The following is a 21,712-nucleotide window of genomic DNA, read 5'->3' as shown; positions in this document are numbered from 1 at the left end:
CACGGAGATCGGGGGACAGTGTTTGCCCATGAGCACGCACGCCCCTGAGGAACGGTTCGCCTCGTTCGAGGCCTTCTATCCGTACTACATCCACGAGCACTCGAACCGGACGTGCCGGCGGATTCATGTGGTCGGGTCAGGACTGGTTCTGGTCGTGCTGGTGACGGCGATCGTGACGATGAACGCCTGGTGGCTGCTGGCCATGCCGGTGATCGGCTATGGCTTTGCCTGGGTCGGGCATTTCTTCTTCGAGAAGAACCGGCCCGCCACCTTCAAATACCCGCTGTGGAGCCTGATGGGCGACTGGCGGATGTTCTTCGAGACCGTGACCGGCAAGCGCCGCTTCTAGTCCCAGGCGGGCGGGCAGCCGTCGAAGGTGCCGGCGCGGACGACCGTCAGGGAACTCATGTTCAGCGGCATGACCGGGGCAATCGAGCCGCGACCGTGGCCGGTATAGAGATCGATCTTGTTGCCCTTGATGGCGCCACCCGTGTCCGAGGCATACCAGTAGCCGTCGTGGATGGTGCCGTCGGCGAGGCGCAGGCCGACCGTTTCCTTGATGAACAGACGCGTGCGACGGGGCACCACGCGCGGATCGATGGCGACCGTGCGCATGGCGATCGGACGGCAGCCGAGCGAGTCGTTGCCCGTCGCTCCGCCCCCGCCTGCGTGATACATGCGCGCCGACAGCATCCAGTCGGCCGGGCGCACGGCCAGGGCCTTCTGATCCTCGTTCAGGGACAGCCAGACATCGGGGGCGAACCCATGCTCGGCGGCTTCGGCCTCGGCCGAGACCAGCGCTTCATAGGGCACGGGATCGATGGATGAGGCGACCGCAGGGGTCACCAGGGCCAGCACCAGAACAAGGGTCTTGAGCATGGAGGAATCGCCATATCACCGATCCTCGAACCGACCGGCGCCGGGTGTTTGCCCGCCGAATGGGACAAGAAGACGGCAGGCCGGGCCGCCTTCGGTCAGCTCCTGTGGGTTGGCCTGTGGACCCGCCCGGGTCAAAGTGGCGGAGGGAGGAAAAGAGTGATGCGTCTTCCGAGACTTCTGCGGCTGGGCGGGATCGCCGTCGCCGTGCTGGCGCTGCATGCCTGCGACAGGGTGACGCCGGGGGACGGTGACACGTCCCTGCCCCCGCCGATTCCCGAAGGCGTGGCGGTCGTCATCGACGACGGGGACGGTGCGGCGAGCCTCAGCGTCGGCCAGACGATGGCGGTGACGCTGAGCTCGAATTTTGACTGGCAGATCGCGACCCTGCCGGATCAGCTCGCGCTGCTGGGGACGGAGACCGGCCCCACCGACATAAGCCAGCGGGATGGCGGCGCCACCGGCGGGGCCAACTGGTTCGTGATTCACCTGAAGGCCGTGGCGCCCGGCGACAGCGAACTGGTGCTGGTCGAGGCCCCGGGCTGGGAGCCGGAGCGGCACCTGCAGACCGTCGTCATTCCGGTGCGGGTGGAACCCTGAGGGCGGACGGGTCTATCAAGGGGCGCTGATCGCGACGGAGCCCGCCCGATGAAAGACCATCCTGCCACGCCGCTGGTCGGCTATGCGGCCCTGACGGACGATGAGGCCACAGGCCGCGCCACGGCCTTTCGCGAGGAGATGGCGCGCCGGCGCACAGTGCGCGAATTTTCCGACCGGCCCGTGCCGCGCGCGGTCGTCGAGCAGGCCTTGCTGACCGCCGGGTCGGCGCCGTCGGGCGCCAACCACCAGCCGTGGTTCTTCTCCGTCATCGAAAGCGCGGACGCCCGCGCCCGGATCCGCGAGGCGGCCGAGGCCGAGGAGAAGGCCTTTTACGAGACCAAGGCGCCGCAGGAGTGGCTGGAGGCGCTGGCGCCGCTGGGCACCGACCCGGACAAGGGGTTTCTGGAGGTCGCGCCGGTGCTGATCGCCATCTTTGCCCAGAAGCGCGGCGGCCCACGGCCCGGCGATGCGAAGAAGAACTACTATGTCACCGAGAGCGTCGGCATCGCCACCGGCCTGCTGATCGCGGCCCTGCACAAGGCCGGCCTCGCCACCCTGACCCATACGCCTGCGCCCATGAGCTTCCTCAGCGAGATCTGCGGGCGACCGGCCGAGGAGAAGCCGTTCCTGTTGCTGGTCGCGGGACATCCGGCGGACGACGCCACCGTGCCTCTGGCCGCGCTGGACAAGAAGCCGCTGGACGCCATCGCCGCATGGATTTAACCCCGCCCGCAGTTGCCGGAGCCCTGCCATGAAACGCCTGATCGCCGCCGCCGTCGCCCTGACCCTGATCGCCCTGCCCGCTGCGGACGTGGCCGCCTGGGGCGCCAGCGGTCACCGGATGGTCGGACAGGCCGCCATGCGCGCCCTGCCGGAGGAGCTGCCGGCCTTCCTGCGCACCCAGGAGGCCGCCGCCCAGGTGGGAGAACTGTCGCGCGAGCCGGATCGCTGGAAGGGCGGGGGCCAGCCCCATGACCGCGAGCGCGACACGGCCCACTTCGTCGACATGATCGCGGACGGGCGTGTGATGACCGAGGCCGGGCCGGACATCCGTGCGCTGCCGGAGCTCAAGTCCGAATATGACGCCCAGCTGCTGGCCGCCGGGATCAAGGTCAATGACGCCGGCTATCTGCCCTATGCCATCATGGATGCCTGGCAGCAGGTGGTTCAGGACTTTGCCTACTGGCGCATCCTGGCCGCCGCCGAGGCGCGCGAGACCGATCTGGCGCGGCAGGCCTGGTACCGGGAAGACCGGCTGCGGCGCGAGGCGCTGATCCTGCGCGATATCGGCATGCTGTCCCATTACATTGGCGACGGCGCCCAGCCCCTGCACACGACCATCCACTACAACGGCTGGGACCGGGACACGGACAATCCCGAAGACTTCACCCGCTCGCGCCGGACGCATGGCATGTTCGAGGGCGATTTCGTCCGCGACCGTGTGAACCTGCAGGGCATTGAGGCGGCCATGACCGCGCCGCGCCTGGACGGGTTCGAGCTGCGCGCCCGCATGGCGGACTATCTGCTGGTCTCGCTGGGAGAGGTGGTTCCCTTCTATCGTCTGGAGAAGGCCGGTGGCTTCGTCGAGGCCGACCCGCGCGGCGTGAATTTCGCCACGGTGCGCCTTGCCGCCGGCGCCTCGGAACTGCGCGACCTGATCGTCCTGGCCTGGCGCGAGGCGGGAACCCGCTCGGTCGGCTGGCCGAACGTCAAGGTGTCCGAAGTCGAGGCCGGCACCGCCGACCCGTGGCTGGCCATGATCGGTCAGGACTGACGGGTGACCGAGCCTGCGCCGCTGACGCCGCCCGTCGTCATTCTCGACAAGCCGCAGCTGGCCGACAACATCGGTGCGGTGGCGCGGGTGATGGCCAATTTCGGCCTGTCCGAGCTGCGGCTGGTGTCGCCCCGGGACGGCTGGCCGCAGGACCGGGCCTGGGCCACGGCATCCGGCGCCGACTGGGTGCTGGACGAGGTGAAAGTCTTCGACAGCGTTGCCGAAGCGGTTGCCGATCTGAACACGGTCTTTTCGACCACGGCCCGCCCGCGCGAGACGCGCATGCCGGTGCGGACCCCGCGCGAGTCGGCGCGGCTGCTGTATGACGACCGGGCCTCGGGGCTGAGCATCGGCCTGTTGTTCGGCGGCGAGCGGGCGGGGCTTGAGACCACCGACATCGCCCTGACCCAGGGGATCACCACCATCCCCATCGACCCCCGGCACCATTCGCTGAACCTGGCACAGGCGGTGGCGATCAATGCCTATGAGTGGCGGACGCTGATCCTCGATGCCCCGCCGCCGCGCTTCCGCGAGGGTGACCCGCCGGCGTCGAACGATCTGCTGCTCGGCATGTACGAGCATCTGGAGACCGAGCTGGAGGCGGGCGGCTTCTTCCATCCGCCCGAGAAGAAGCCGTCGATGAGCCAGAACCTGCGCGTGATGCTGGGCCGGGCCGGGTTCAGCGCGCAGGAGGTGGCGACCTTTCGCGGCGTGATCCACGCCCTGGCCAAGGGACGCGGACGCCTGCTGGCCCGGATGGCGGCAAAACAGGGCACGGGCGACCGTCAGGACTGATCACTGGCGCGCCGCGCCTGGCGGGCGGACAGTCTCTCCAACGAGGGGAGACACCCATGCGACACCTGTTTCTGGCTGGACTGGCCGCTGTCGGAATGGCGGCGATGGCGGCCCCCGCCTCGGCCCAGTCGATGAATGTGCCGGCCATCGTCGAGGATGTGCTGGGCCAGATTTGCGTGCCCTATGCCCGGACCGGCGATGTCGCGGCCGCCATCCAGGCGGCCGAGGCCCTGCGCTATGAGATCATCGCCGACGAGAGCGGCATGGACCTCGAGTCCGATCGGCCGTGGGCCTATGTGCGGCTGACCCGCCGTCATCATGGCACAGTGACGCTGGACCTCAGTTACGGGCGCGGCCTGTGTTCCGTCGGCATCTATGAGGGCGGGGCGTCGAACATGGCCCCGGCGGCCGAGCCCTATATGCAGGCTCTGGGGCTGGAGCCGGTGGTGCAATCTATCGAGGGGCAGTCCACCACCGACATGGCCGTCTGGCGCAGCGGCACCACCCAGCTGGTCATCAGCCGCAGCCCACGCTTCTCGCCCGGATCAGAGATGGTGCTGAGCTTCGAACTGCCCTGAGAGCGACCGGACGAAGTCCGGCACGACCCGGGTCGCGGGGCCGAAATGCGTCTCGTCGAACAGGTCTGAGATCAGCGAGGGTTCGAGGTTCAACTCGACGGTGCGGGCGCCCGCGTGGCGGGCGATCTCGACAAAACCAGCCGCAGGAAAAACGGCGCCCGAGGTGCCGATGGCGACGAACAGGTCGCAGGCCTGAAGCGCGTCGTGGATGACCTCCATCTCGAGCGGCATCTCGCCGAACCAGACGATGTGCGGGCGGAGACGCCCCTCGGGGTGATGGGGTGAGGCGCTGTCGACGGACAGATCGCCGGGGCAGTCGCTGATCCGGCCGGTGCGGGTGCAGGCGGCCTTCAACAATTCCCCATGCATGGGGATCAGGCGGAAACCGGACGCGGGTGCCACGTCGGCATGAGCGCGGGCGTGCAGGTCGTCGACGTTCTGGGTGACCAGCGTCAGCGCCCCCGGCCAGCGCGCGGCCAGCCCGGCCAGTGCCCGGTGCGCGGTATTGGGCCGGACCTCGGCCAGCTGACGCCGACGGGCATTGTAGAACTCGTGAACGGTGGCCGGGTCGAGGGCAAAGGCCTCGGGCGTGGCCACATCCTCGATCCGGTGCCCCATCCACAGCCCGTCCGGCGCACGAAAGGTCGGCACGCCCGACTCCGCCGAGATACCCGCGCCGGTCAGGATGACGATATTTCTGTGCTGCATGGCCCTTCATAGCACCGGCAGCGTCGCCTAGGGTGCCCGCAGCAACTCAGGAGCCCACCCCATGAAGACCCGCGCAGCCGTAGCCTTTGAAGCGAAGAAGCCTCTGGAGATCGTCGAGGTCGATCTGGAGGGGCCGAAGGCGTTCGAGGTGCTGGTCGAGATCAAGGCGACGGGTATCTGCCACACCGACGCCTATACGCTTGACGGTCTGGATTCGGAGGGCATCTTCCCCTCGATCCTCGGCCATGAGGGCGCGGGCGTGGTGGTCGAGGTAGGGCCCGGCGTGACCTCGGTCGAGGTCGGCGACCATGTCATCCCGCTCTACACGCCCGAATGTCGCCAGTGCAAAAGCTGCCTGAGCCGCAAGACCAATCTGTGCACCGCCATCCGGGGCACGCAGGGCAAGGGCCTGATGCCGGATGGCACCAGCCGCTTCAGCTACAAGGGTCAGTCGATCGCCCACTACATGGGCTGTTCGACCTTCTCGAACTACACTGTCCTGCCCGAGATCGCCCTGGCGAAGATCCGCAAGGACGCCCCGTTCGACAAGGCCTGCTACGTCGGCTGCGGCGTGACCACGGGCGTGGGTGCGGTCGTCAATACGGCCAAGGTCGAGCCCGGCGCCAACTGCGTGGTGTTCGGTCTGGGCGGCATCGGGCTGAACGTCATCCAGGGACTGAAGATGGTCGGGGCCGACATGATCGTCGGCGTCGACATCAACAACGACAAAGAGGAGTGGGGCCGCAAATTCGGCATGACCCATTTCGTCAATCCGAAGGATGTGTCGGATGTGGTGGCCCATCTGGTCGAGCTGACCGGCGGCGGGGCGGACTACACCTTCGACTGCACCGGCAACACCACCGTCATGCGTCAGGCGCTGGAGGCCTGCCACCGGGGCTGGGGCGAGAGCATCGTCATCGGCGTGGCCGAGGCCGGCAAGGAGATCGCCACCCGCCCGTTCCAGCTGGTCACCGGCCGGGTCTGGCGCGGCAGTGCCTTTGGCGGCGCGCGCGGCCGCACCGACACGCCGCGGATCGTCGACTGGTACATGGACGGCAAGATCGAGATCGACCCGATGATCACCCACACGATGCCGCTGGAAGACATCAACAAGGCCTTCGACCTGATGCACGAGGGCAAGAGCATCAGAAGCGTGGTGGTGTTCTAGAAGGAAGTTGCCAAAAGAAACGGACATGGCTAGCGTCCGCCGGACCTAGGAGGAGGAAGCCATGTTCACCCACATCACCGTCGGGGCCAATGACGTCGAGGCCTCGCGCCGCTTCTATGACGCCGTGCTGGGCGCACTGGGGCATGAGCCGGGACAGGGGCCGGACCCCAAGGGCCGCTTCTGGTGGCGGACGCGGATGGGGGCCTTTGCCATAGGCACGCCGATCGACGGGGAGCCCGCCTGTCACGCCAATGGCGGCACCATCGGCTTTGCCGCGAAGTCGCCCGAGATGGTCCAGGCCTTCCACGACGCCGGCGTGGCAGCAGGGGGCACGTCCATCGAGGACCCGCCCGGCGAGCGCAACGGTCCGTTCGGCACGCTCAACCTGGCCTATCTTCGCGATCCGTCGGGTAACAAGGTCTGTGCCCTGCACCGACCCGGGTAACGGCGCGCGGTCAGAAAAGCGTTCCCATTCCGGGACAGCCGGTTATGGTGCCCGCTTTCATCGGCATCCCGGGGGAATGGGGAATGAGCGAAGCAGCAACGCCCGCAGGCGTGCAGGCCTTTTACGACCAGGTTTCGAACGTCAGCGACTTCATCTGGGCGGGACTATGGAACGGGGAGGAGCTGATCCCCTTCCCGCCCATGGTGCTGGTGCTGCTGGGCATCGGCGCCTGGATCATGATCGGGCTGCGCTTCTATCCGATCCTGAAGCTGGGCGAGGCCTTTGCCGGTCTGTTCAAGAAGGGCGAAGGCGGCAAGGGCGAGATTTCGCCGTTCGCGGCCCTGTCGACCGCCCTGTCGGGCCAGGTCGGGACCGGTAACCTCGCGGGCGTGGCAACCGCCATCACCCTGGGTGGACCCGGCGCGCTGTTCTGGATGTGGGTGACGGCGCTGTTCGGCATGGCGCTGGCCTTTGCCGAAGGGTCGCTGGCCATCCGCTTCCGCGATGTCGGGCCGGACGGTGCCTATCGCGGCGGACCCATGAGCTATATCCGCAAGGGTCTGGGCAAGAAGTGGAGCTGGCTGGCCATTCTGTTCTGTCTGGGCACGCTGTTCTCGGCGGTCGCCACCGGCAATATGATCCAGGCCAATTCGATCGCCGACTCGATCACCAATCTGGTGCCCGTGACCGAATGGGGTGCGGGCCTGATCGTGGCCGCGGCGGTGTTCGTCGTCATTATCGGCGGCATCAAGTCGATCGGCAGCGTGGCGGAAAAAGTCGTGCCGGTCATGGCCATCTCCTATCTGCTGCTGGCCCTGCTGGCGCTGATCCTGAACATCGAAGATCTGCCGGCCACCTTTGGTCTGATTTTCGGCAGCGCCTTCAGCGGCACGGCGGCCACCGGCGGCTTTGTCGGCGCGGGCGTGATGATGGCCATCCGGGCCGGTGTGGCGCGCGGCCTGTTCTCGAATGAGGCCGGTCAGGGCTCGACCCCCATGGCCCACGCCGTGGCCCAGACCGACGATCCGGCGCGTCAGGGCCGGTTCGCCATGATGGGCACCTTCATCGACACCATGATCATCTGCACCATGACCGGTCTGGTGATGCTGACGGTTCAGGGGTCCTTCCCCGCCGGAGCCGGCACGGTCGAGCACGTCTGGAACTCGGACCTGCGCGGGTTTGAGATGACGCTGGCGGCCTTCTCGGCCGTGTTCCCGCAGATCCTGTTCGGCTCGACCACGATCGGCGGCTTTGTGGTGTCGCTGGCGCTGATCCTGTTCGTCTTCACCACCCTGCTGACCTGGAGCTATTACGGGGAGAGGGCGGCGACCCATCTGTTCGGTCAGGGCGTCGCCATTCCGTGGCGCCTGCTGTGGGTGGTGATGATCTTTGTCGGATCGTTCCAGCACATCGAGTTCGTCTGGCGCATGGGCGATATCTCGAATGCCGCCATGGCCCTGCCGAACCTGATCGCGCTCGCGGCGTTGTCGAGCGTGGTGTTCGCCCTCGCGCGCGGCAACAAGACCGCCGGCAAGGATCACGACTGACGCGACGAGGGCCTGATCGCCCCCGCTCCCGTAGCCACTGGCTCCGCCGCGCCTCACTGACCGGCGCGGCGGAGCTGACCGGTGCGATGTTGCGTGACGGAAGTGATTCCGTCATGCCCCGGGGCTGAACCGCCTGCCGGATCGCCGCCGACGGGCATCGAGCTGACTTCTCGTGCGCGGCATGAGATTTCGACCACCATGATGCCCGCCGCGCACCGCAAGGCCTGACGTGGCCGTCACTTCCCGTCATTGGACTTCGCGCCGCAGATTGGCTTAGCTCCGGCCGATCGGGAGGGGAAAATGGTCACGACATTGCGGATACTGGCATTTGTGGTCGGAATGATGCTGACCCTGGCACCGGCCGGGATGGCGCGCGCGCAGTCAGGCGATCGCAACAGTGCCCCCGCCGCGCAGTGCGGGCAGGCGGGCGGACATGGACAATGCGTTACGCTTGCCCTGCAGCACCGTGACGGAACAGGTGGCCTGCCGCGCAACACAGCCCAGGCCGGGCGCTATTTCCTCGAAGCGTGCAAGTATGGCGACGCCAAGTCGTGCTTCGAAGCGAGCGAGGCCCTGCAGCAGGTGGGCGATATGCAGGGCACGAAAGACGCGCTGGTCGTGGGATGCCGCATCAGCGCTGGCCTCTGCGTCATTGGCTGGACGGTCTTCTCCGACCCGACCACTGCCCATTACGAGGCAAAGGTGGTGGAGTTCTTCCTCTCTACGGGGTGCAGGGCCGGGGAAGCCACAGCCTGTTTGCAGCTGGGCGCCTGGTTTGACCGGTACGAGGATCCTTTCCCCGACACGCGGGTGAGCTACGACCTTGCCCGCTTCGGCTATGCCCAGGCTTGCGCGGCCGAGGAAAACCCGGGCTTTGTGCGCGAGGACCGCCGCGCGGCGTGCTACAACGCTTTCGTCCTTTCGGCATCCGACTCCAGCGGTGTGCGGGATGATGCCGCCGCGCTGGCCGCGCTTTCCACCGGGTGCGAGATCGGAGCGCTGGAGACCTGCGCGCGGCTGGCCCTCGCCTATGAGAATGGGTGGTACGGGCTCACACCGGACGTCCAGCGTGCCAAAGCCGTCTCCGATACGGGATGCGCGGCCGACGATACGGAAGCCTGCCAGATCCTCGGCTCGATCCTGTACCGTGAGGGCAGCCAGGCGGCCAGCGTGGCCCCCCTGACCAGGGCGTGCGTACTGGGCAAGGACCCCGAAACCTGCAAGTCCGCCGCCCGCATCGCCTATCGCTATGCCAGCCCGGGAGATCGTAGCCGGGACGACGCCATCCAGACTGCCTGCCGGGAGGCGCGTGACGGCTGGGCCTGCTACACCTTCGGGTACATACAACAGGTGGAATGGCACGATTACTTCGGCGAGGCCGGGACCTATGTCGAGAGGGGCTGCACCTACGGCTATGCGCCGGCCTGCGATTGGGTCACAGCCCGGGATCGCGGGCGGGCGCGTGCCGAGGCGGAACGGGCGGAAGAGCGGCGCCGGGCCGCCGAATGGGCCGCCCGCAACCCTCCCCCGCCCCCCGTCGAACAGCGCTCGGCCTGGTCGGCCCCTTCGGCAAGTTACAGCTATGTGTCCTATTCGACAGGGCGCGACCTGAGCAGTGACGTGCGATACCAGCGCGCCCTGTGCCGGGGTAACGCCGTCAACACCCGGTGCTGATCCTGCTCACCGTTCTTGATGTTCGCTCCACGCTCATCCAAACGTTGTCTGCCGTCTTGCGGTAGCCGGATAGACGGCCGGGCGCGCGCAACACTGAAACGAAGGAAATCGCCGTGGATGTCCTGAAAACCCATGTCGTCCACGGCGGGACGCTTCGCTATCTGAGCCACGACAGCGCGGCCACCGGCACAGCGATGAAGCTGTCGGTGTTCGTGCCGCCGGGTGAAGGCCCGTTTCCGGTCGTCCTCTGGCTGTCGGGCCTGACCTGCACCGAGGACAATTTCACCACCAAGGCCGGAGCCTATGAGGCGGCGGCGCGGCTGGGCCTGATCGTGGTGGCGCCCGACACCAGCCCCCGCGGCGACGGGGTGGCCGATGATGAGGCCTATGACCTGGGGCAGGGCGCGGGATTCTATGTCGATGCGACCGAGGCGCCGTGGGCCCCGCATTTCTGCATGGAGACCTATGTCACCCGCGATCTGGTCGAGCTGATCGACGCCAACTTCCCGACCACGGGCAAGCGCGCCATCCTCGGCCATTCCATGGGCGGGCACGGGGCGCTGACGCTGGCGCTGAACCATCCGCATCTGTTCGTCTCGGTCTCGGCCTTTGCGCCGATCGCCTCGCCCACCCGCTGTCCGTGGGGCGAGAAGGCCCTGACCGCCTATCTGGGGCCCGACCGCGAGCGCTGGGCCCGGCACGATGCGGCCCTGCTGATCGAGGCGGGCGTGGCCAACGGCCAGTTCGACGACATCCTGATCGATCAGGGCGACGCCGATGGCTTTCTGGTGGAACAGCTGAAGCCGGAACTGCTGACGGCGGCGGCCGAGGCGGCGGGCCAGCGCCTGACCTTGCGCATGCAGCCCGGCTATGACCATTCCTATTTCTTCATGGCCAGTTTCATCGCGGATCATCTGGCCTTTCACGCAAAGCGGCTGAAGGCCTGACCATGGCAGACCCCGATTACGACGCCATGTTCGCCGAGCTGTGCGTCAAGCTGGGCTTTTGCCTGCATCCCAAGGGACAGGCGCGGGTGATTGCGGCCCTGCCCAACGGCTATGACGCGGCCATGCGGGCGGTGTTCGCCGCCGAGGGTACGGATCCGGGCTCGATCCCCGGCGACCTGAAACGGGCGGTGCGCGACTGTCTGAAGGCCCACGCGACCGCGGGCTGATCCGGGCATTTTCGGAACGAATTCGCCGTCCGACCCTTGGGTCTGGTGACGCCGCACCTATGTGTACGGCCAAGGTTTACCCCAGACTCAGGAGCCCGACATGGCCTTTACCCTGCCCCCCCTCCCCTATGCCTATGACGCGCTGGAACCGGCCATCGACAAGGAAACGATGACCTTCCACCACGACAAGCACCACCAAGCCTATGTCGACAAGCTGAACGAGGCCGTGGACGGCGACGACAGCCTGAAGGGCAAGTCGCTGGAAGATATGTTCAACACCATGTCCAAACTGCCGAAGGCCGTGCGCAACAATGGCGGCGGACACTGGAACCACAGCCTGTTCTGGAAGCTGCTGGCGCCGGAAGGCCAGACCGGTGAGCCCTCGGGTGCGCTGAAAGAGGCGATCGACCGCGACCTCGGCGGTATGGACAAGTTCAAGGAGGCGTTCAACGCCGCCGGCGCCGGCCAGTTCGGTTCGGGCTGGGCCTGGCTGATCGTCCAGAACGGCAAGCTGAAGGTCACCTCGACCCCCAACCAGGACAATCCGCTGATGGATGTGGCCGACGAACAGGGCACGGTGGTTCTCGGGGCCGATGTCTGGGAACACGCCTATTATCTGAAGTACCAGAACCGCCGGGCCGACTATCTGAAGGCCTTCTGGTCGGTCGTGAACTGGAACGAGGTCAATGACCTCTATGCCAAGGCCGTTTCCTAGGCCGTAGGTTTTAGCGCCCGCCGGATCGTCCGGCGGGCGTTTTCATTCGGGGGACTATTCCATGCGACTGAGAACTGCTGCCGCGGTGACGGCGATCCTGATGAGCGCGGGCCTCGGGCTCGCGGCCTGCAATCCGGGCACGGAGCCCGCCGACCGACCGGCCGCCGACAGCCGGGTCGCGAGCGCCGACGTCCATCCCTTCATGATCGGCACGCTTGAGGCCTGGGCCCTGCGCGACGGCGGCCTTGAGGCGCCCAATGACGGCACGGTGCTGGCCATGGGCGAGCCCAAGGCCGAGGTCGATGCCCTGCTGACCGCGGCCGGGGTCCCCACCGATCCGTTGAGCCTCAGCATCCAGCCGATGCTGCTGAAGACCGGCGACCGGGTGGTGCTGTTCGACAGCGGGGCCGGGGCGGCCTTTGGCGAAGCGGGCGGCAAGCTGGCGGCCAGCCTGGCGACGGCCGGCGTGACCCCCGACCAGATCACGGACATCCTGATCAGCCACGCACACGGCGACCACGTCGGCGGACTGGTCAACAGCGACGGCGCCCTGACCTATCCCAATGCCCGCATTCGCATGTCCGCCGAGGAATGGGAGGCCTGGCAGGCCAGTGGCGCCATGCCGGAGCTGGTGGCGGCCATCGCGCCGAACGTCGAGACCTTTGCCGACGGCGCCGAGGTCGCGCCGGGCGTCACCGCCGTGCCGATCGACGGCCACACCCCCGGGCACACGGCCTTCGAGGTGGCGTCGGGCGACCAGCGCCTGCTGTATATCGGCGACGCGGCCCACCACCATGTGATCTCTGTGCAGCGGCCGGACTGGACCATCCAGTTCGACGGCAAGCCGGAGATGGCCGAGGCCAGCCGCGCAGCCCTGTGGCAGCGGGCCGCCGACGAGGACCTGCGCCTCTATGCCGTGCATTTCCCCTGGCCGGGGATCGGGCACGTGCGCCGCCAGGGCGAGACCTTCGTCTGGGAGGCGGAAGGCGCCGCCTCGCACCAGGCCCAGCATTGACTCCCGGGGGCGGGGCCGCCATAAGCCCCGCCTTCACGTCCCGTCGAAAGATCGGGGCGGGTTTGATGACGGATGATGCGTGGACCGCCGTTGAGATCGCATTCCCAATATCGGGGATGCCGGGCCGCATCGCGATAGAGAGCTACATATGTCCAAGCGCCACAGCGCCAAATACAAGATCGATCGGGCCATGGGTGAGAACCTGTGGGGCCGGTCCAAGTCCCCGGTCAACAAGCGTTCGTACGGCCCCGGCCAGCACGGCCAGCGCCGCAAGTCGAAGGTCTCTGACTTCGGCCTGCAGCTGAAGGCCAAGCAGAAGCTGAAGGGCTATTACGGCAACATCACCGAAAAGCAGTTCGCCAAGACCTATGAGGAAGCCGCCCGCCGCAAGGGCAACACCTCGGAGCTGCTGATCGGCCTGCTGGAATCGCGTCTGGACGCCGTCGTCTACCGCGCCAAATTCGTGCCGACCGTCTGGGCGGCCCGTCAGTTCGTCAGCCACGGCCACGTGACCGTCAACGGCAAGAAGGTCGACATCGGCTCGTACCGCGTGAAGGTCGGCGACGTCGTCGAGATCAAGGAAAAGTCGCGCAGCATGGCGCTGGTCCTTGAGGCCATGCAGTCGGGCGAGCGCGACATTCCGGACTATCTGGAAGTCGGCGATCGCGGCTTCTCGGTGCGCTGGGTGCGCGTGCCGGAACTGGCCGACGTGCCGTTCCCGGTGAAGATGGAACCCAACCTGGTCGTCGAATACTACTCTTCGTAAGTCAGGGCGCTAACGCTCGGTTCGCGGAACCTCGCTGCTTGAGCGCGTTCCCGGCCAGCCCTCAAGTCGCGAGTGACCGCGTCACGAGCATAGGGCAAGAAAACAGGGGCTCCGGAGCGATCCGGGGCCCTTTTTCGTGGACGAAGGGCGGTTCGGGGATGCCACGGGCCGCGAATTGAGGCAGAGTTGACGCTTGGGAAAGGCGCGGGGGCAGGCCATGTCACCACATCGAATATATGTCGGTCTGATCGGGGCGCTGGCCCTGGGCGCCCTGACGCTGTCGGGGTGCGCGGGCCTGTCGGACTGGCTGACCGGATACCCGGAGGTCGAGGATGGCCCCGGCGTGGTCGAGCCCATTCGCGCCGCTGCCGTCGGGCAGGACACCGTCCTGTTCTGGATCAGCAGCAATGGCTGCACCGAAAAGAGCGATCTGGTGCCCGTGGTGCGCGAGACCTATGACGGCGCGCGCGTCACCCTGCGCCGGGTGCGGGACGATTCCTGCACCGATCCGGCAAAGGACGGCGTCGAGCTGCGCTGGAGCTTTGAGGAAATGGGACTGGCGCCGGGCACCCGGCTGCAGGTGGCCAATCCCTATCGCCCGGCCCAGGGCTGACGCAGACGCTGTCGGCGCCTCGCGCATTGAGGATTATTCACGTGCACCCGCGCGCGGATGGGGCGAAAACAGGCGGCGTTTCGCTCACTCACATCCTTCGGGGGATACCACCATGCTTCGCCGTCTGACCCTTATGGCCGCCATCGCTGCCCTCAGCACCCCGCTGCTGGCCGGCTGCATCATCGTCGCCACCGACAAGCCCGACACCCAAGTCATCCAGACCCCGGCGCACGAGGACTGAGGCCGAACCCTAGCGGTTCAGGCGTTCCCACGTCTCGACGCAGGTGGAGATCCGCTCGGCCGCCTCGGTCGAGCGGTCCTCGGCCACGTGACGGCGGGCCAGGGCCGACTGCTCGCTTTCCAGCGCTGTAATCTCGGCGGCTTCCATTTCGGTGCGCCAGGCGTCGGTGCCGCCGGCCATGTCGATCAGGGTGCGATTGATGGTTTCAAGCTGTTCGTCGGCATCGGTGGCCGCCGGATCGACGAGCGCCGCCATGACGCGGTCGGCAAAGGCCGGGTCGCCACTGAGAATCTGTTCGTTCAGCACAGTGAAATAGGTTGCGCAGCCCACCGCCTCGCTGCGGAGCTCTTCGGTGTTTCCGGCGCAGGCCGCGAGCCCTCCGGACATCATCACCCCGATCAGCAGCGTCGGCACGATCCGTCGCATCCGGTACCTCATCATAGCCACCCCAAGCCGATGATCGTTCACGCAAAGGCCCGTCGGTTCAAGCCTTTTCCGCCCCCGGTCCCGCGCAAAAAGGTCAGACGGTCGCCAGGAAGGGGGCGATCATCTCGCCTGCGATCCGGTGGGGGCGCAGGGTGCGGGCGTCGACCAGGCACCATTCGGAGACGCCCTGGGCGCACAGACGGCCCTGGCCGTCCTCGATGCGGACATAGCGGTTGAAACGGGGCCCCTGGGGATCACCGACCCAGGTACGCGCGACGACACCGGTGGCGCCGGGCTCGATCCCGCGCAGATAGTCGACCTCATGCCTCAGCGCGACCCACGACCAGCGGGCGCGCGTCCCGGCATCGAACCGGGCATTCCAGTGGGCGGTGCCGGCGTCCTGCAGCCAGCCGACATAGACCACATTGTTGACGTGGCCATTGGCGTCGATGTGTTCGGGACGCACCTCAAGCGGCACGACGAAGACCTCGCGGTCCTCGCGCGGGACCAGCGGCGCCCGGGCCATCAGGCGTCCGCGTCGCCGAGCGGCACGCCCTTGTCGGTCATCAGGGTGATCAGCTCGCCGGCCTGAAACATCTCGCGCACGATGTCCGAGCCGCCGACGAACTCGCCCATCACATACAGCTGGGGAATGGTCGGCCAGTCGGTGAAGGCCTTGATGCCCTCGCGCAGGCCGTCGTCCTGCAGCACATCGACGCCGACGAAGGGGGCGCTGAGGTGGTCGAGGATCTGCACCGCCTGGGCCGAGAAGCCACAGCGCGGCGCATCCGGCGTGCCCTTCATGAACAGCACCACGGGGTGGTCGGCGATGGTCTTGGCGATGAAATCCCGCACGGGGTCGGCGGCAGTGTCGGTCACGGGGAGATCCCTCTTCAGCAGGCCTGTGAGCTAGGAGGCCCCGAAGCCCGGGTCAAGGGCAGGCTCAGGCCGCGGCCGTGCCGAACCGCGCCATTTCGATCTGGGCCGGCAGGCCGGGAGGCAGATCACGCTCGGGCACCTGGGCCAGGTCGTTGACGCGTTCGTCGGTCGTGGCGCTGATCATGACGCTGGAGATCGACGGATCGACCAGGGCATAGCCGAGGCAGATCTGCTCGGCCGTCCAGCCCGGGGTGCGGTGCAGGAAGGCGAAAGTGCCCATGCCCTTGAGCGGTGTGTCGGGCGTGCGCGGACGCCCCAGTCCGAACAGGCCGCGCTTGGGCGCATGCACCGTCTCGGCCTTCTTCGGGGTGTCGAGACTTTCGGGGAAGTAGCCATAGCCCAGGATGGCCATGTCGCGCTCGCGCGCGTGGCGGATCCGCGACTGAATACGCCAGTCGGAATTGACGTGGAACGGCGTCGCCAGCACATCAAAGGCGCCGGTCGAGACATAGGTGTCCATGACCTCGCCCTCGCCCGCCACGCCCAGCAGGCGGACGCGCTCGGTCGCCCGGAGCGCCTTGAGTGCATGCAGGGTGGACTGGGCCAGCTCATGCTCTTCAGGCTCGTCCAGAAGGGCGAGGTCGATATGGCCGAGGCCCGAGACGTGCAGCACCCGGTCCATGGCGTGGGTCATGCCCTCGGCCGAGAAATCGCGCTGCGAACCGCGCCGGCCATCGCCCGTGCCCAGCATCAGGGTGACAGAGACCAGCTTGCGGTCGACATGGCTGAGCGCCTGCCCGACGACATCGGCCAGCACCGGATCGGCGGTCTCGAGCCGGAAGCTGTTGATGCCGGCTTCAAGCCCCGAATAGATCAGCGACTGGGCGGCCTCGAAGCCGCGCGTCAGGGCCGTGTGGCCGAGGCTGAGCGTCAGGGATGAAACGGCGGTGCCCGCATAGCCGAAGGGACGATAACGCATGGCTCAGCCCTTTCCTTCCGGAGCCGCGGTCTCGAGCGCCAGGGCATGCAGTTCGCCGCCCATCCGGCCCTTGAGCGCGGCATAGACCATCTGATGTTGTTTCACCCGGCTGTGGCCGGCGAAGGCCTCGGCGACGACGCGGGCGCGGTAGTGATCCCCGTCCCCGGCCAGATCAACAATGTCGATCTCGGCGTCCGGAAAGGCTTCCAGAAGGTGCGATCTCAGACTGTCGGCAGACATGGGCATGGGAGAAACCTGATTATTCGCCTCCCCTCATGCCTCATAAACCTTAATGTCCGGCTACGTTCCGCGCCGTTCCAGCAGGATCACCGCGTCGCCCTTGTAGGTGGTGTCCGTATAGCGGACGAAGCCCAGCCGCCCGGCCAGCGCCAGCGACGGACCGTTGTCGGGGCTGATCATGCAGACCAGGCGGCCGGCCTTGAGGTGCTGCTCCGCCCAGGCGACCACAGCGGCGGCGGCCTCGAACGCCATGCCCTTGCCCTGAAAGACCGGCGACAGGCCCCAGCCGATTTCGGGCGCGTCGAAGGCAGGCTCGAGGATGCGGCGATAGCTCAGCAGGCCGACGCTGCCGACATAGCGGCCGTCGTCGCGGGTGCGGATCGACCAGTTGCCATAGCCCATCACCTGCCAGTGGCCGATGTCGCGCAGCAGGCGGAACCAGGCCTCTTCGGCATTCAGGGCCTGGGGGAAGATGTGGCGAAAGAAGCCCGGGTCGGCCAGCAGGGCGCATAGGTCCTCATAGTCACCAACCGCGACAGGGGTGAGGATCAGGCGGTCGGTTTCGATCACCGGGTTCACGAAAACAGGCTTTCGGCACGGACCAGTCGGGTCTGGCCGGCCGCATCGGTGACCGCATAGGTGAAGCCGGGGCGCAGGGCGAACCCTCCCGCCCGCCCCTGACGATCCAGCGCCAGCAGGGCCACCTGATGATCGGCGATCTTGTCGCCCCGCAAGCGCGCGAGGCGCTCGATCACCCGCCTGCAGGCGGCGCCGGGATCCAGCCCGGCGCGCATGGCCTCGACCACGGCATGGGCACCCGAAACGCGCAGGATGTCCTCGCCCACGCCGGTGCCGGTGGCCGCGCCGACCTCGTCATCGACCGACAAGCCGGCGCCGGGAATGGGGCTGTCGCCGACACGGCCCCTCATCTTGAAGGCCATGCCCGAGGTGGTGCAGGCCCCGGCCATCCGCCCCTGAGCATCGATTCCAAGAATGCCGATGGTGTCGTGGTCGGAGGCCCCGCCCGGCCAGTCGGTGTTTTCGCTGTTGGCGCGGGGGGCGTAGTTCGAGGTCTCCAGCCAGCGCCGCCAGGCGGCCTCGGACTCAGGCGTGAGGAGTGGCGTCGTGTCGAAGCCTTGCTCCAGGGCAAAGGCGCGGGCCCCCTCGCCCACCAGAATGACATGAGGCGTGGCCTCCATCACCCGGCGGGCGACCGAGACGGCATGGACGATGTCCTCCAGCGCGCAGACCGCGCCCATGTCGCCGCGCCCGTTCATGATGACGGCATCCAGGGTCACATGACCCTCGCGGTCCGGAAAGCCGCCGAGCCCGACCGAGGCATTGGTCTCATCGGCCTCGGCCACCCGGGCCCCGGCCTCGACCATGTCGAGCGCAGAGCCCCCCGCCAAGCGTACGGCATGGCCGGCGGCATTGGCGGGTGCACCGAAATCCCAGGTCGAGACCAGAACAGCGGGGGGCGCATCGTCGCGGGCCAGCGCCGGACCGGCAGCGGCCACGGCGGTACCGGTCAACAGGGTCCGGCGGGAAAGGTCCATGGCTACATCAGTCCCAGTTGCTTGAAGCTGGCCACGCCCTTGCGGCCCACAATCAGGTGGTCATGCACAGACACGTCCAGCGCGCGCGCCGCCTCGACCACCTGACGCGTCATCTCGATGTCCGCGCGGCTGGGGGTGGGATCGCCCGAGGGGTGGTTGTGCACAATGATCATGGCCTTGGCGGAAAGTTCAAGCGCGCGGCGGACGACCTCGCGCGGATAGACGGGGGCATGATCGACCGTGCCCCGGTTCTGGATCTCGTCGAGGATCAGCTGGTTGCGGTTGTCGAGATACAGCACGCGGAACTGTTCGCGCGGTTCGTGCTGCAGGCTGAGCCGGACATAGGACAGCAGGGACGTCCACGACGAGATGACCGGGCGGTTGATCGCCTCCTCCCGCGCGACGCGACGGGCGACTTCGTGCAGGGCGGCAATGTCGAGGGCGGTCTCGGCGCCGATGCCCTTGGTGCGCCCCCTCGTGTCCTCGGCCTTGACCGTCACCAGGTCCTCGACCGAGGCGGCCAGCACGGCGGCCAGCGACCCGAAGCGGGCCAGCAGGGCCTTGGCGATCGGCTTGACGTCGCCCTGGGGCTGGCTGCGGAACAGGAACAGCTCCAGCAGCTCATAGTCCGGCAGGTGGTGGATGCCGGCGCCGCGCGCCCGCTCCCTCAGCCGCTCGCGATGACCGGCATGGTGGGGCGCCTTGGGTTTTTCCGGTGGCTGTTCCAGCATGGCCTTCCCCGTCCTCGGAGGAAGGCTAGCGTCAGAATGTCGGGCGGAACAGGCCTGCAGGGCTGGCGGTGAAGATTTCGACGCCGGTCTCGGTGACGCCGACGCTGTGCTCGCACTGGGCCGACAGGGACTTGTCGCGGGTGACCGCAGTCCAGCCGTCGGACAGCACCTTCACCTGGGGCTTGCCCAGATTGACCATGGGCTCGACCGTGAAGAACATGCCGGGCTTGAGCACCGCGCCCTCACCCCGGCGGCCGTAGTGCAGGACGTTGGGGCTGTCATGGAACAGGCGGCCGATGCCGTGGCCGCAGAAGTCGCGCACGACGCTCATCCGCTGGTCCTCGACCAGACGCTGGATCGCATAGCCGATGTCGCCAAAGGTATTGCCCGGCTTGATCTGGGCCAGACCGACCTCGAGCGAGTCATAGGTGACCTCGATCAGGCGACGCGCGCGGGTGTTGATCTCGCCCACCGCATACATCCGGCTGGAATCGCCATGCCAGCCGTCGACGATGACGGTGTGGTCGATATTGACGATGTCGCCGTCCTTCAGAACCTTGTCGCCGGGAATGCCGTGGCAGACGACGTGGTTGATCGAGGTGCAGATGGTCTTCTCATAGCCCTTGTAGCCGAGGCAGGCGGGCACGGCACCGTGGTCGAGGGTAAACTCGCGGATGCGGTCGTCCAGCTCGCCCGTGGTCACGCCGGGCTTGACGTAGTCGCCGATCATGTCGAGCGCTTCGGCGACCAGACGGCCGGCGGCGCGCATGCCCTCGAACCCCTCCTCGTCGTAGAGGCGGATTTCATTGGTGCGGACGAAAACGTCGCCGTCCATATCCTGGGCTTCATACATGCGGGGCGTCCCGGTAAGTCAGTTTCGACGCGATAGTCCGGAAGGAACCGCGTCGTTAGGAGTGAAGGTCACAATGAGGATAGCACGAATGCCCGCCATACCGCGACCGATGCCGGGCCATATCGGCCCTTCAGCCCCTGTGTGCAAGCCGGAGGGGCGGCGATGAGCGAGGCGACATCCCCCACGGCGGCCGTTCTGATCATCGGCGACGAAATCCTGTCGGGCCGGACAAAGGACACCAATCTGAACACCCTGGCCCGGTTTCTGACCGCGCTGGGGATCGATCTGAAGGAGGCGCGCACGGTCGGCGACACGCGCAGCCAGATCATCGACGCCGTGCGGACCCTGTCGGGCAGCCACGACTATCTGTTCACGACGGGCGGGATCGGGCCGACCCATGACGACATCACGGCCGACTGCGTGGCCGAGGCCATGGGCGTGGCCCTGCCCGAGAATGCCGAGGCCATGGCCATTCTGGAGCGGCGCTATGGGGATGAGCTGAACGACGCCCGGCGGCGAATGGCCCGCATCCCGGAGGGCGGATTGTTGATCGCCAATCCGGTGACCGATGCGCCGGGCTTCCAGATCGGCAATGTGTTCGTAATGGCCGGCGTGCCCAAGATCATGACCGCCATGCTGGACGATGTGGCACCGCGCCTGAGGGTCGGGGCGATCACCCATGCCCGGACCCTGAAGGTCGAAGGCGTCGGCGAGGGCGATGTCGCCGAACTGCTGACGGCGGCGGCCGATGCCAACCGGACGCTGAGCTTTGGCAGCTACCCGTTCGGACACGGCACCGTGGGCGAGTATGGGACCCAGCTGGTGGTGCGGGGACGCGACGCGGCCGTCCTGTCGGCCGCCGTCGAGGCGCTGAAGGAGGCGGTCGAGGTCACCCTGGCGGACCGGGGCGTGCGGGTGTTCGAGGTCCAGCCCGAGGCATAGCCCCAAAACGACACCACCGCCGTGACCGGGGGTCACGGCGGTGGGTTGAAGTCTGTCGACGTTCTGGTCGGTTCCGGTTCGGCCCGGTCTCTCGCGGGGAGAGGCCGGACCGGTCCGGAAGCCGGATCAGAAGTTGATGTCGATCACGGCACGCCGGTTCAGCGGCTCGCGCACGCCGTCCGCGGTCGGACGGGCCAGATCGGTTTCACCGCGACCTTCGACGGCCAGGGCGCCACCGGGGACGCCGCGGGCCACGAGGGCATCGGCGACCGTGCGGGCACGGCGGTTCGACAGGCCGACGTTGTAGCTGGCCGAGCCCGAGGTGTCGGCGTGACCGACGACCACGATGCGAGCCGAACGGCCCGACTGGGCGTACTGGGCCGCCTGGGCGATGACCGACTGCGCTTCCGACGACAG

Annotated in this window: 30 protein-coding genes; 18 read left to right on the top strand and 12 right to left on the bottom strand. The window is 67.4% G+C overall.

The window, feature by feature from the left end:
- Window positions 1–28: 28 nt before the first annotated feature.
- Window positions 29–349, top strand: coding sequence for an Mpo1-like protein (locus V7672_RS09940; RefSeq protein ID WP_335624443.1), 321 nt, complete (start codon window positions 29–31; stop codon window positions 347–349).
- Here the strand turns inward: V7672_RS09940 and V7672_RS09935 are convergent.
- Window positions 346–879, bottom strand: coding sequence for a 3D domain-containing protein (locus tag V7672_RS09935; RefSeq protein WP_335624442.1), 534 nt, complete (start codon window positions 877–879; stop codon window positions 346–348). The genes V7672_RS09940 and V7672_RS09935 overlap by 4 nt on opposite strands.
- Window positions 880–1,038: 159 nt before the next feature.
- Between V7672_RS09935 and V7672_RS09930 the strand changes: the two genes are divergently transcribed.
- From V7672_RS09930 to V7672_RS09910, 5 genes are read left to right on the top strand one after another with little or no spacing between them, the layout of a single operon-like run.
- Window positions 1,039–1,476: a protease inhibitor I42 family protein gene (locus V7672_RS09930; protein ID WP_335624441.1), complete on the top strand. Its 438-nt coding sequence runs from the start codon at window positions 1,039–1,041 to the stop codon at window positions 1,474–1,476.
- Between the two features lie 48 nt (window positions 1,477–1,524).
- Complete coding sequence (locus V7672_RS09925) at window positions 1,525–2,199, top strand: nitroreductase family protein (RefSeq protein WP_335624440.1); 675 nt, start codon at window positions 1,525–1,527, stop codon at window positions 2,197–2,199.
- A 28-nt stretch (window positions 2,200–2,227) separates the two neighbouring features.
- A complete protein-coding gene (locus V7672_RS09920) occupies window positions 2,228–3,250 on the top strand; it encodes a S1/P1 Nuclease (RefSeq protein WP_335624439.1) in 1,023 nt (340 codons plus the stop codon).
- Between the two features lie 3 nt (window positions 3,251–3,253).
- On the top strand, window positions 3,254–4,045 hold the full coding sequence (locus tag V7672_RS09915) for an RNA methyltransferase (RefSeq protein ID WP_335624438.1): 792 nt from the start codon (window positions 3,254–3,256) through the stop codon (window positions 4,043–4,045).
- Window positions 4,046–4,101: 56 nt separating this feature from the next.
- Window positions 4,102–4,623: a hypothetical protein gene (locus V7672_RS09910; protein WP_335624437.1), complete on the top strand. Its 522-nt coding sequence runs from the start codon at window positions 4,102–4,104 to the stop codon at window positions 4,621–4,623.
- Here the strand turns inward: V7672_RS09910 and V7672_RS09905 are convergent.
- Window positions 4,591–5,331 (bottom strand): NAD-dependent deacylase, encoded by a 741-nt coding sequence (locus tag V7672_RS09905; protein ID WP_335624436.1) that lies wholly within the window; start codon window positions 5,329–5,331, stop codon window positions 4,591–4,593. The genes V7672_RS09910 and V7672_RS09905 overlap by 33 nt on opposite strands.
- 61 nt (window positions 5,332–5,392) lie before the next feature.
- On the opposite strand from V7672_RS09905, the gene V7672_RS09900 reads away from it, so the two are divergent.
- The 11 genes from V7672_RS09900 to V7672_RS09850 all read left to right on the top strand — a co-directional run bounded on the left by V7672_RS09900 (window position 5,393) and on the right by V7672_RS09850 (window position 14,689).
- A complete protein-coding gene (locus V7672_RS09900) occupies window positions 5,393–6,499 on the top strand; it encodes an S-(hydroxymethyl)glutathione dehydrogenase/class III alcohol dehydrogenase (protein WP_335624435.1) in 1,107 nt (368 codons plus the stop codon).
- Between the two features lie 61 nt (window positions 6,500–6,560).
- Window positions 6,561–6,944, top strand: coding sequence for a VOC family protein (locus V7672_RS09895; protein ID WP_335624434.1), 384 nt, complete (start codon window positions 6,561–6,563; stop codon window positions 6,942–6,944).
- Between the two features lie 83 nt (window positions 6,945–7,027).
- Window positions 7,028–8,491, top strand: a complete 1,464-nt coding sequence (locus V7672_RS09890; RefSeq protein ID WP_335624433.1) for an alanine/glycine:cation symporter family protein — start codon at window positions 7,028–7,030, stop codon at window positions 8,489–8,491.
- A 300-nt stretch (window positions 8,492–8,791) separates the two neighbouring features.
- Window positions 8,792–10,165, top strand: coding sequence for a hypothetical protein (locus tag V7672_RS09885; protein ID WP_335624432.1), 1,374 nt, complete (start codon window positions 8,792–8,794; stop codon window positions 10,163–10,165).
- Between the two features lie 107 nt (window positions 10,166–10,272).
- Complete coding sequence (gene fghA / locus V7672_RS09880) at window positions 10,273–11,112, top strand: S-formylglutathione hydrolase (protein ID WP_442889362.1); 840 nt, start codon at window positions 10,273–10,275, stop codon at window positions 11,110–11,112.
- Window positions 11,113–11,114: 2 nt separating this feature from the next.
- Entirely contained in the window at window positions 11,115–11,339 is a 225-nt protein-coding gene (locus V7672_RS09875; protein ID WP_123288315.1) for a hypothetical protein, read from the top strand.
- Between the two features lie 100 nt (window positions 11,340–11,439).
- Complete coding sequence (locus V7672_RS09870; protein WP_335624430.1) at window positions 11,440–12,054, top strand: superoxide dismutase; 615 nt, start codon at window positions 11,440–11,442, stop codon at window positions 12,052–12,054.
- 61 nt (window positions 12,055–12,115) lie between these two features.
- Window positions 12,116–13,069 (top strand): MBL fold metallo-hydrolase, encoded by a 954-nt coding sequence (locus V7672_RS09865; protein ID WP_335624429.1) that lies wholly within the window; start codon window positions 12,116–12,118, stop codon window positions 13,067–13,069.
- A gap of 148 nt (window positions 13,070–13,217) precedes the next feature.
- On the top strand, window positions 13,218–13,835 hold the full coding sequence (rpsD, locus tag V7672_RS09860) for a 30S ribosomal protein S4 (protein ID WP_123288317.1): 618 nt from the start codon (window positions 13,218–13,220) through the stop codon (window positions 13,833–13,835).
- A gap of 217 nt (window positions 13,836–14,052) precedes the next feature.
- Window positions 14,053–14,448 (top strand): hypothetical protein, encoded by a 396-nt coding sequence (locus tag V7672_RS09855; protein WP_335624428.1) that lies wholly within the window; start codon window positions 14,053–14,055, stop codon window positions 14,446–14,448.
- A gap of 112 nt (window positions 14,449–14,560) precedes the next feature.
- On the top strand, window positions 14,561–14,689 hold the full coding sequence (locus tag V7672_RS09850) for a hypothetical protein (RefSeq protein ID WP_335624427.1): 129 nt from the start codon (window positions 14,561–14,563) through the stop codon (window positions 14,687–14,689).
- Between the two features lie 9 nt (window positions 14,690–14,698).
- Here the strand turns inward: V7672_RS09850 and V7672_RS09845 are convergent, their stop codons facing one another.
- The 9 genes from V7672_RS09845 to map all read right to left on the bottom strand — a co-directional run bounded on the left by V7672_RS09845 (window position 14,699) and on the right by map (window position 20,353).
- Window positions 14,699–15,115, bottom strand: a complete 417-nt coding sequence (locus V7672_RS09845) for a hypothetical protein (RefSeq protein ID WP_335624426.1) — start codon at window positions 15,113–15,115, stop codon at window positions 14,699–14,701.
- 94 nt (window positions 15,116–15,209) lie between these two features.
- A complete protein-coding gene (locus V7672_RS09840; RefSeq protein ID WP_335624425.1) occupies window positions 15,210–15,641 on the bottom strand; it encodes an acyl-CoA thioesterase in 432 nt (143 codons plus the stop codon).
- Window positions 15,641–15,994 (bottom strand): Grx4 family monothiol glutaredoxin, encoded by a 354-nt coding sequence (gene grxD, locus V7672_RS09835; protein WP_335624424.1) that lies wholly within the window; start codon window positions 15,992–15,994, stop codon window positions 15,641–15,643. The genes V7672_RS09840 and grxD overlap by 1 nt, the downstream gene beginning before the upstream one ends.
- A gap of 64 nt (window positions 15,995–16,058) precedes the next feature.
- Window positions 16,059–16,973 (bottom strand): aldo/keto reductase, encoded by a 915-nt coding sequence (locus V7672_RS09830; protein ID WP_335624423.1) that lies wholly within the window; start codon window positions 16,971–16,973, stop codon window positions 16,059–16,061.
- A 3-nt stretch (window positions 16,974–16,976) separates the two neighbouring features.
- Window positions 16,977–17,219, bottom strand: a complete 243-nt coding sequence (locus V7672_RS09825) for a BolA family protein (RefSeq protein ID WP_322256540.1) — start codon at window positions 17,217–17,219, stop codon at window positions 16,977–16,979.
- 54 nt (window positions 17,220–17,273) lie between these two features.
- Entirely contained in the window at window positions 17,274–17,792 is a 519-nt protein-coding gene (locus tag V7672_RS09820; protein WP_335624422.1) for a GNAT family N-acetyltransferase, read from the bottom strand.
- Window positions 17,789–18,769 (bottom strand): N(4)-(beta-N-acetylglucosaminyl)-L-asparaginase, encoded by a 981-nt coding sequence (locus V7672_RS09815; protein ID WP_335624421.1) that lies wholly within the window; start codon window positions 18,767–18,769, stop codon window positions 17,789–17,791. The genes V7672_RS09820 and V7672_RS09815 overlap by 4 nt, the downstream gene beginning before the upstream one ends.
- A 2-nt stretch (window positions 18,770–18,771) precedes the next feature.
- Window positions 18,772–19,500: a RadC family protein gene (gene radC, locus V7672_RS09810; protein ID WP_335624420.1), complete on the bottom strand. Its 729-nt coding sequence runs from the start codon at window positions 19,498–19,500 to the stop codon at window positions 18,772–18,774.
- 31 nt (window positions 19,501–19,531) lie between these two features.
- A complete protein-coding gene (map, locus tag V7672_RS09805) occupies window positions 19,532–20,353 on the bottom strand; it encodes a type I methionyl aminopeptidase (RefSeq protein ID WP_322256543.1) in 822 nt (273 codons plus the stop codon).
- Window positions 20,354–20,515: 162 nt separating this feature from the next.
- Between map and V7672_RS09800 the strand changes: the two genes are divergently transcribed.
- Entirely contained in the window at window positions 20,516–21,295 is a 780-nt protein-coding gene (locus V7672_RS09800; RefSeq protein WP_335624419.1) for a competence/damage-inducible protein A, read from the top strand.
- A 126-nt stretch (window positions 21,296–21,421) separates the two neighbouring features.
- Here the strand turns inward: V7672_RS09800 and V7672_RS09795 are convergent.
- Window positions 21,422–21,712 (bottom strand): OmpA family protein (locus tag V7672_RS09795; protein WP_335624418.1); only part of this gene is annotated, 291 nt, incomplete at its 5' end.

Origin of the sequence: Brevundimonas sp. (assembly GCF_036963785.1) — a bacterium.
In the GTDB taxonomy this organism is placed as follows: Bacteria; Pseudomonadota; Alphaproteobacteria; order Caulobacterales; family Caulobacteraceae; genus Brevundimonas.
The sequence above is the reverse complement of the archived record's forward strand: the minus strand, read 5'-3'. Positions and strand labels throughout refer to the sequence as shown.

Coding starts and splice junctions, on each gene's coding strand:
- V7672_RS09815 (WP_335624421.1), bottom strand. CDS start 18,769: ATGGACCTTTCCCGCCGGACCCTGTTGACCGGTACCGCCGTGGCCGCT.
- V7672_RS09895 (WP_335624434.1), top strand. CDS start 6,561: ATGTTCACCCACATCACCGTCGGGGCCAATGACGTCGAGGCCTCGCGC.
- V7672_RS09910 (WP_335624437.1), top strand. CDS start 4,102: ATGCGACACCTGTTTCTGGCTGGACTGGCCGCTGTCGGAATGGCGGCG.
- V7672_RS09870 (WP_335624430.1), top strand. CDS start 11,440: ATGGCCTTTACCCTGCCCCCCCTCCCCTATGCCTATGACGCGCTGGAA.
- V7672_RS09875 (WP_123288315.1), top strand. CDS start 11,115: ATGGCAGACCCCGATTACGACGCCATGTTCGCCGAGCTGTGCGTCAAG.
- V7672_RS09930 (WP_335624441.1), top strand. CDS start 1,039: ATGCGTCTTCCGAGACTTCTGCGGCTGGGCGGGATCGCCGTCGCCGTG.
- V7672_RS09865 (WP_335624429.1), top strand. CDS start 12,116: ATGCGACTGAGAACTGCTGCCGCGGTGACGGCGATCCTGATGAGCGCG.
- V7672_RS09830 (WP_335624423.1), bottom strand. CDS start 16,973: ATGCGTTATCGTCCCTTCGGCTATGCGGGCACCGCCGTTTCATCCCTG.
- V7672_RS09925 (WP_335624440.1), top strand. CDS start 1,525: ATGAAAGACCATCCTGCCACGCCGCTGGTCGGCTATGCGGCCCTGACG.
- V7672_RS09845 (WP_335624426.1), bottom strand. CDS start 15,115: ATGCGACGGATCGTGCCGACGCTGCTGATCGGGGTGATGATGTCCGGA.
- V7672_RS09935 (WP_335624442.1), bottom strand. CDS start 879: ATGCTCAAGACCCTTGTTCTGGTGCTGGCCCTGGTGACCCCTGCGGTC.
- V7672_RS09855 (WP_335624428.1), top strand. CDS start 14,053: ATGTCACCACATCGAATATATGTCGGTCTGATCGGGGCGCTGGCCCTG.
- V7672_RS09825 (WP_322256540.1), bottom strand. CDS start 17,219: ATGCCCATGTCTGCCGACAGTCTGAGATCGCACCTTCTGGAAGCCTTT.
- rpsD (WP_123288317.1), top strand. CDS start 13,218: ATGTCCAAGCGCCACAGCGCCAAATACAAGATCGATCGGGCCATGGGT.
- V7672_RS09890 (WP_335624433.1), top strand. CDS start 7,028: ATGAGCGAAGCAGCAACGCCCGCAGGCGTGCAGGCCTTTTACGACCAG.
- V7672_RS09800 (WP_335624419.1), top strand. CDS start 20,516: ATGAGCGAGGCGACATCCCCCACGGCGGCCGTTCTGATCATCGGCGAC.
- V7672_RS09920 (WP_335624439.1), top strand. CDS start 2,228: ATGAAACGCCTGATCGCCGCCGCCGTCGCCCTGACCCTGATCGCCCTG.
- V7672_RS09900 (WP_335624435.1), top strand. CDS start 5,393: ATGAAGACCCGCGCAGCCGTAGCCTTTGAAGCGAAGAAGCCTCTGGAG.
- radC (WP_335624420.1), bottom strand. CDS start 19,500: ATGCTGGAACAGCCACCGGAAAAACCCAAGGCGCCCCACCATGCCGGT.
- V7672_RS09905 (WP_335624436.1), bottom strand. CDS start 5,331: ATGCAGCACAGAAATATCGTCATCCTGACCGGCGCGGGTATCTCGGCG.
- V7672_RS09840 (WP_335624425.1), bottom strand. CDS start 15,641: ATGGCCCGGGCGCCGCTGGTCCCGCGCGAGGACCGCGAGGTCTTCGTC.
- map (WP_322256543.1), bottom strand. CDS start 20,353: ATGTATGAAGCCCAGGATATGGACGGCGACGTTTTCGTCCGCACCAAT.
- V7672_RS09940 (WP_335624443.1), top strand. CDS start 29: ATGAGCACGCACGCCCCTGAGGAACGGTTCGCCTCGTTCGAGGCCTTC.
- V7672_RS09885 (WP_335624432.1), top strand. CDS start 8,792: ATGGTCACGACATTGCGGATACTGGCATTTGTGGTCGGAATGATGCTG.
- V7672_RS09850 (WP_335624427.1), top strand. CDS start 14,561: ATGCTTCGCCGTCTGACCCTTATGGCCGCCATCGCTGCCCTCAGCACC.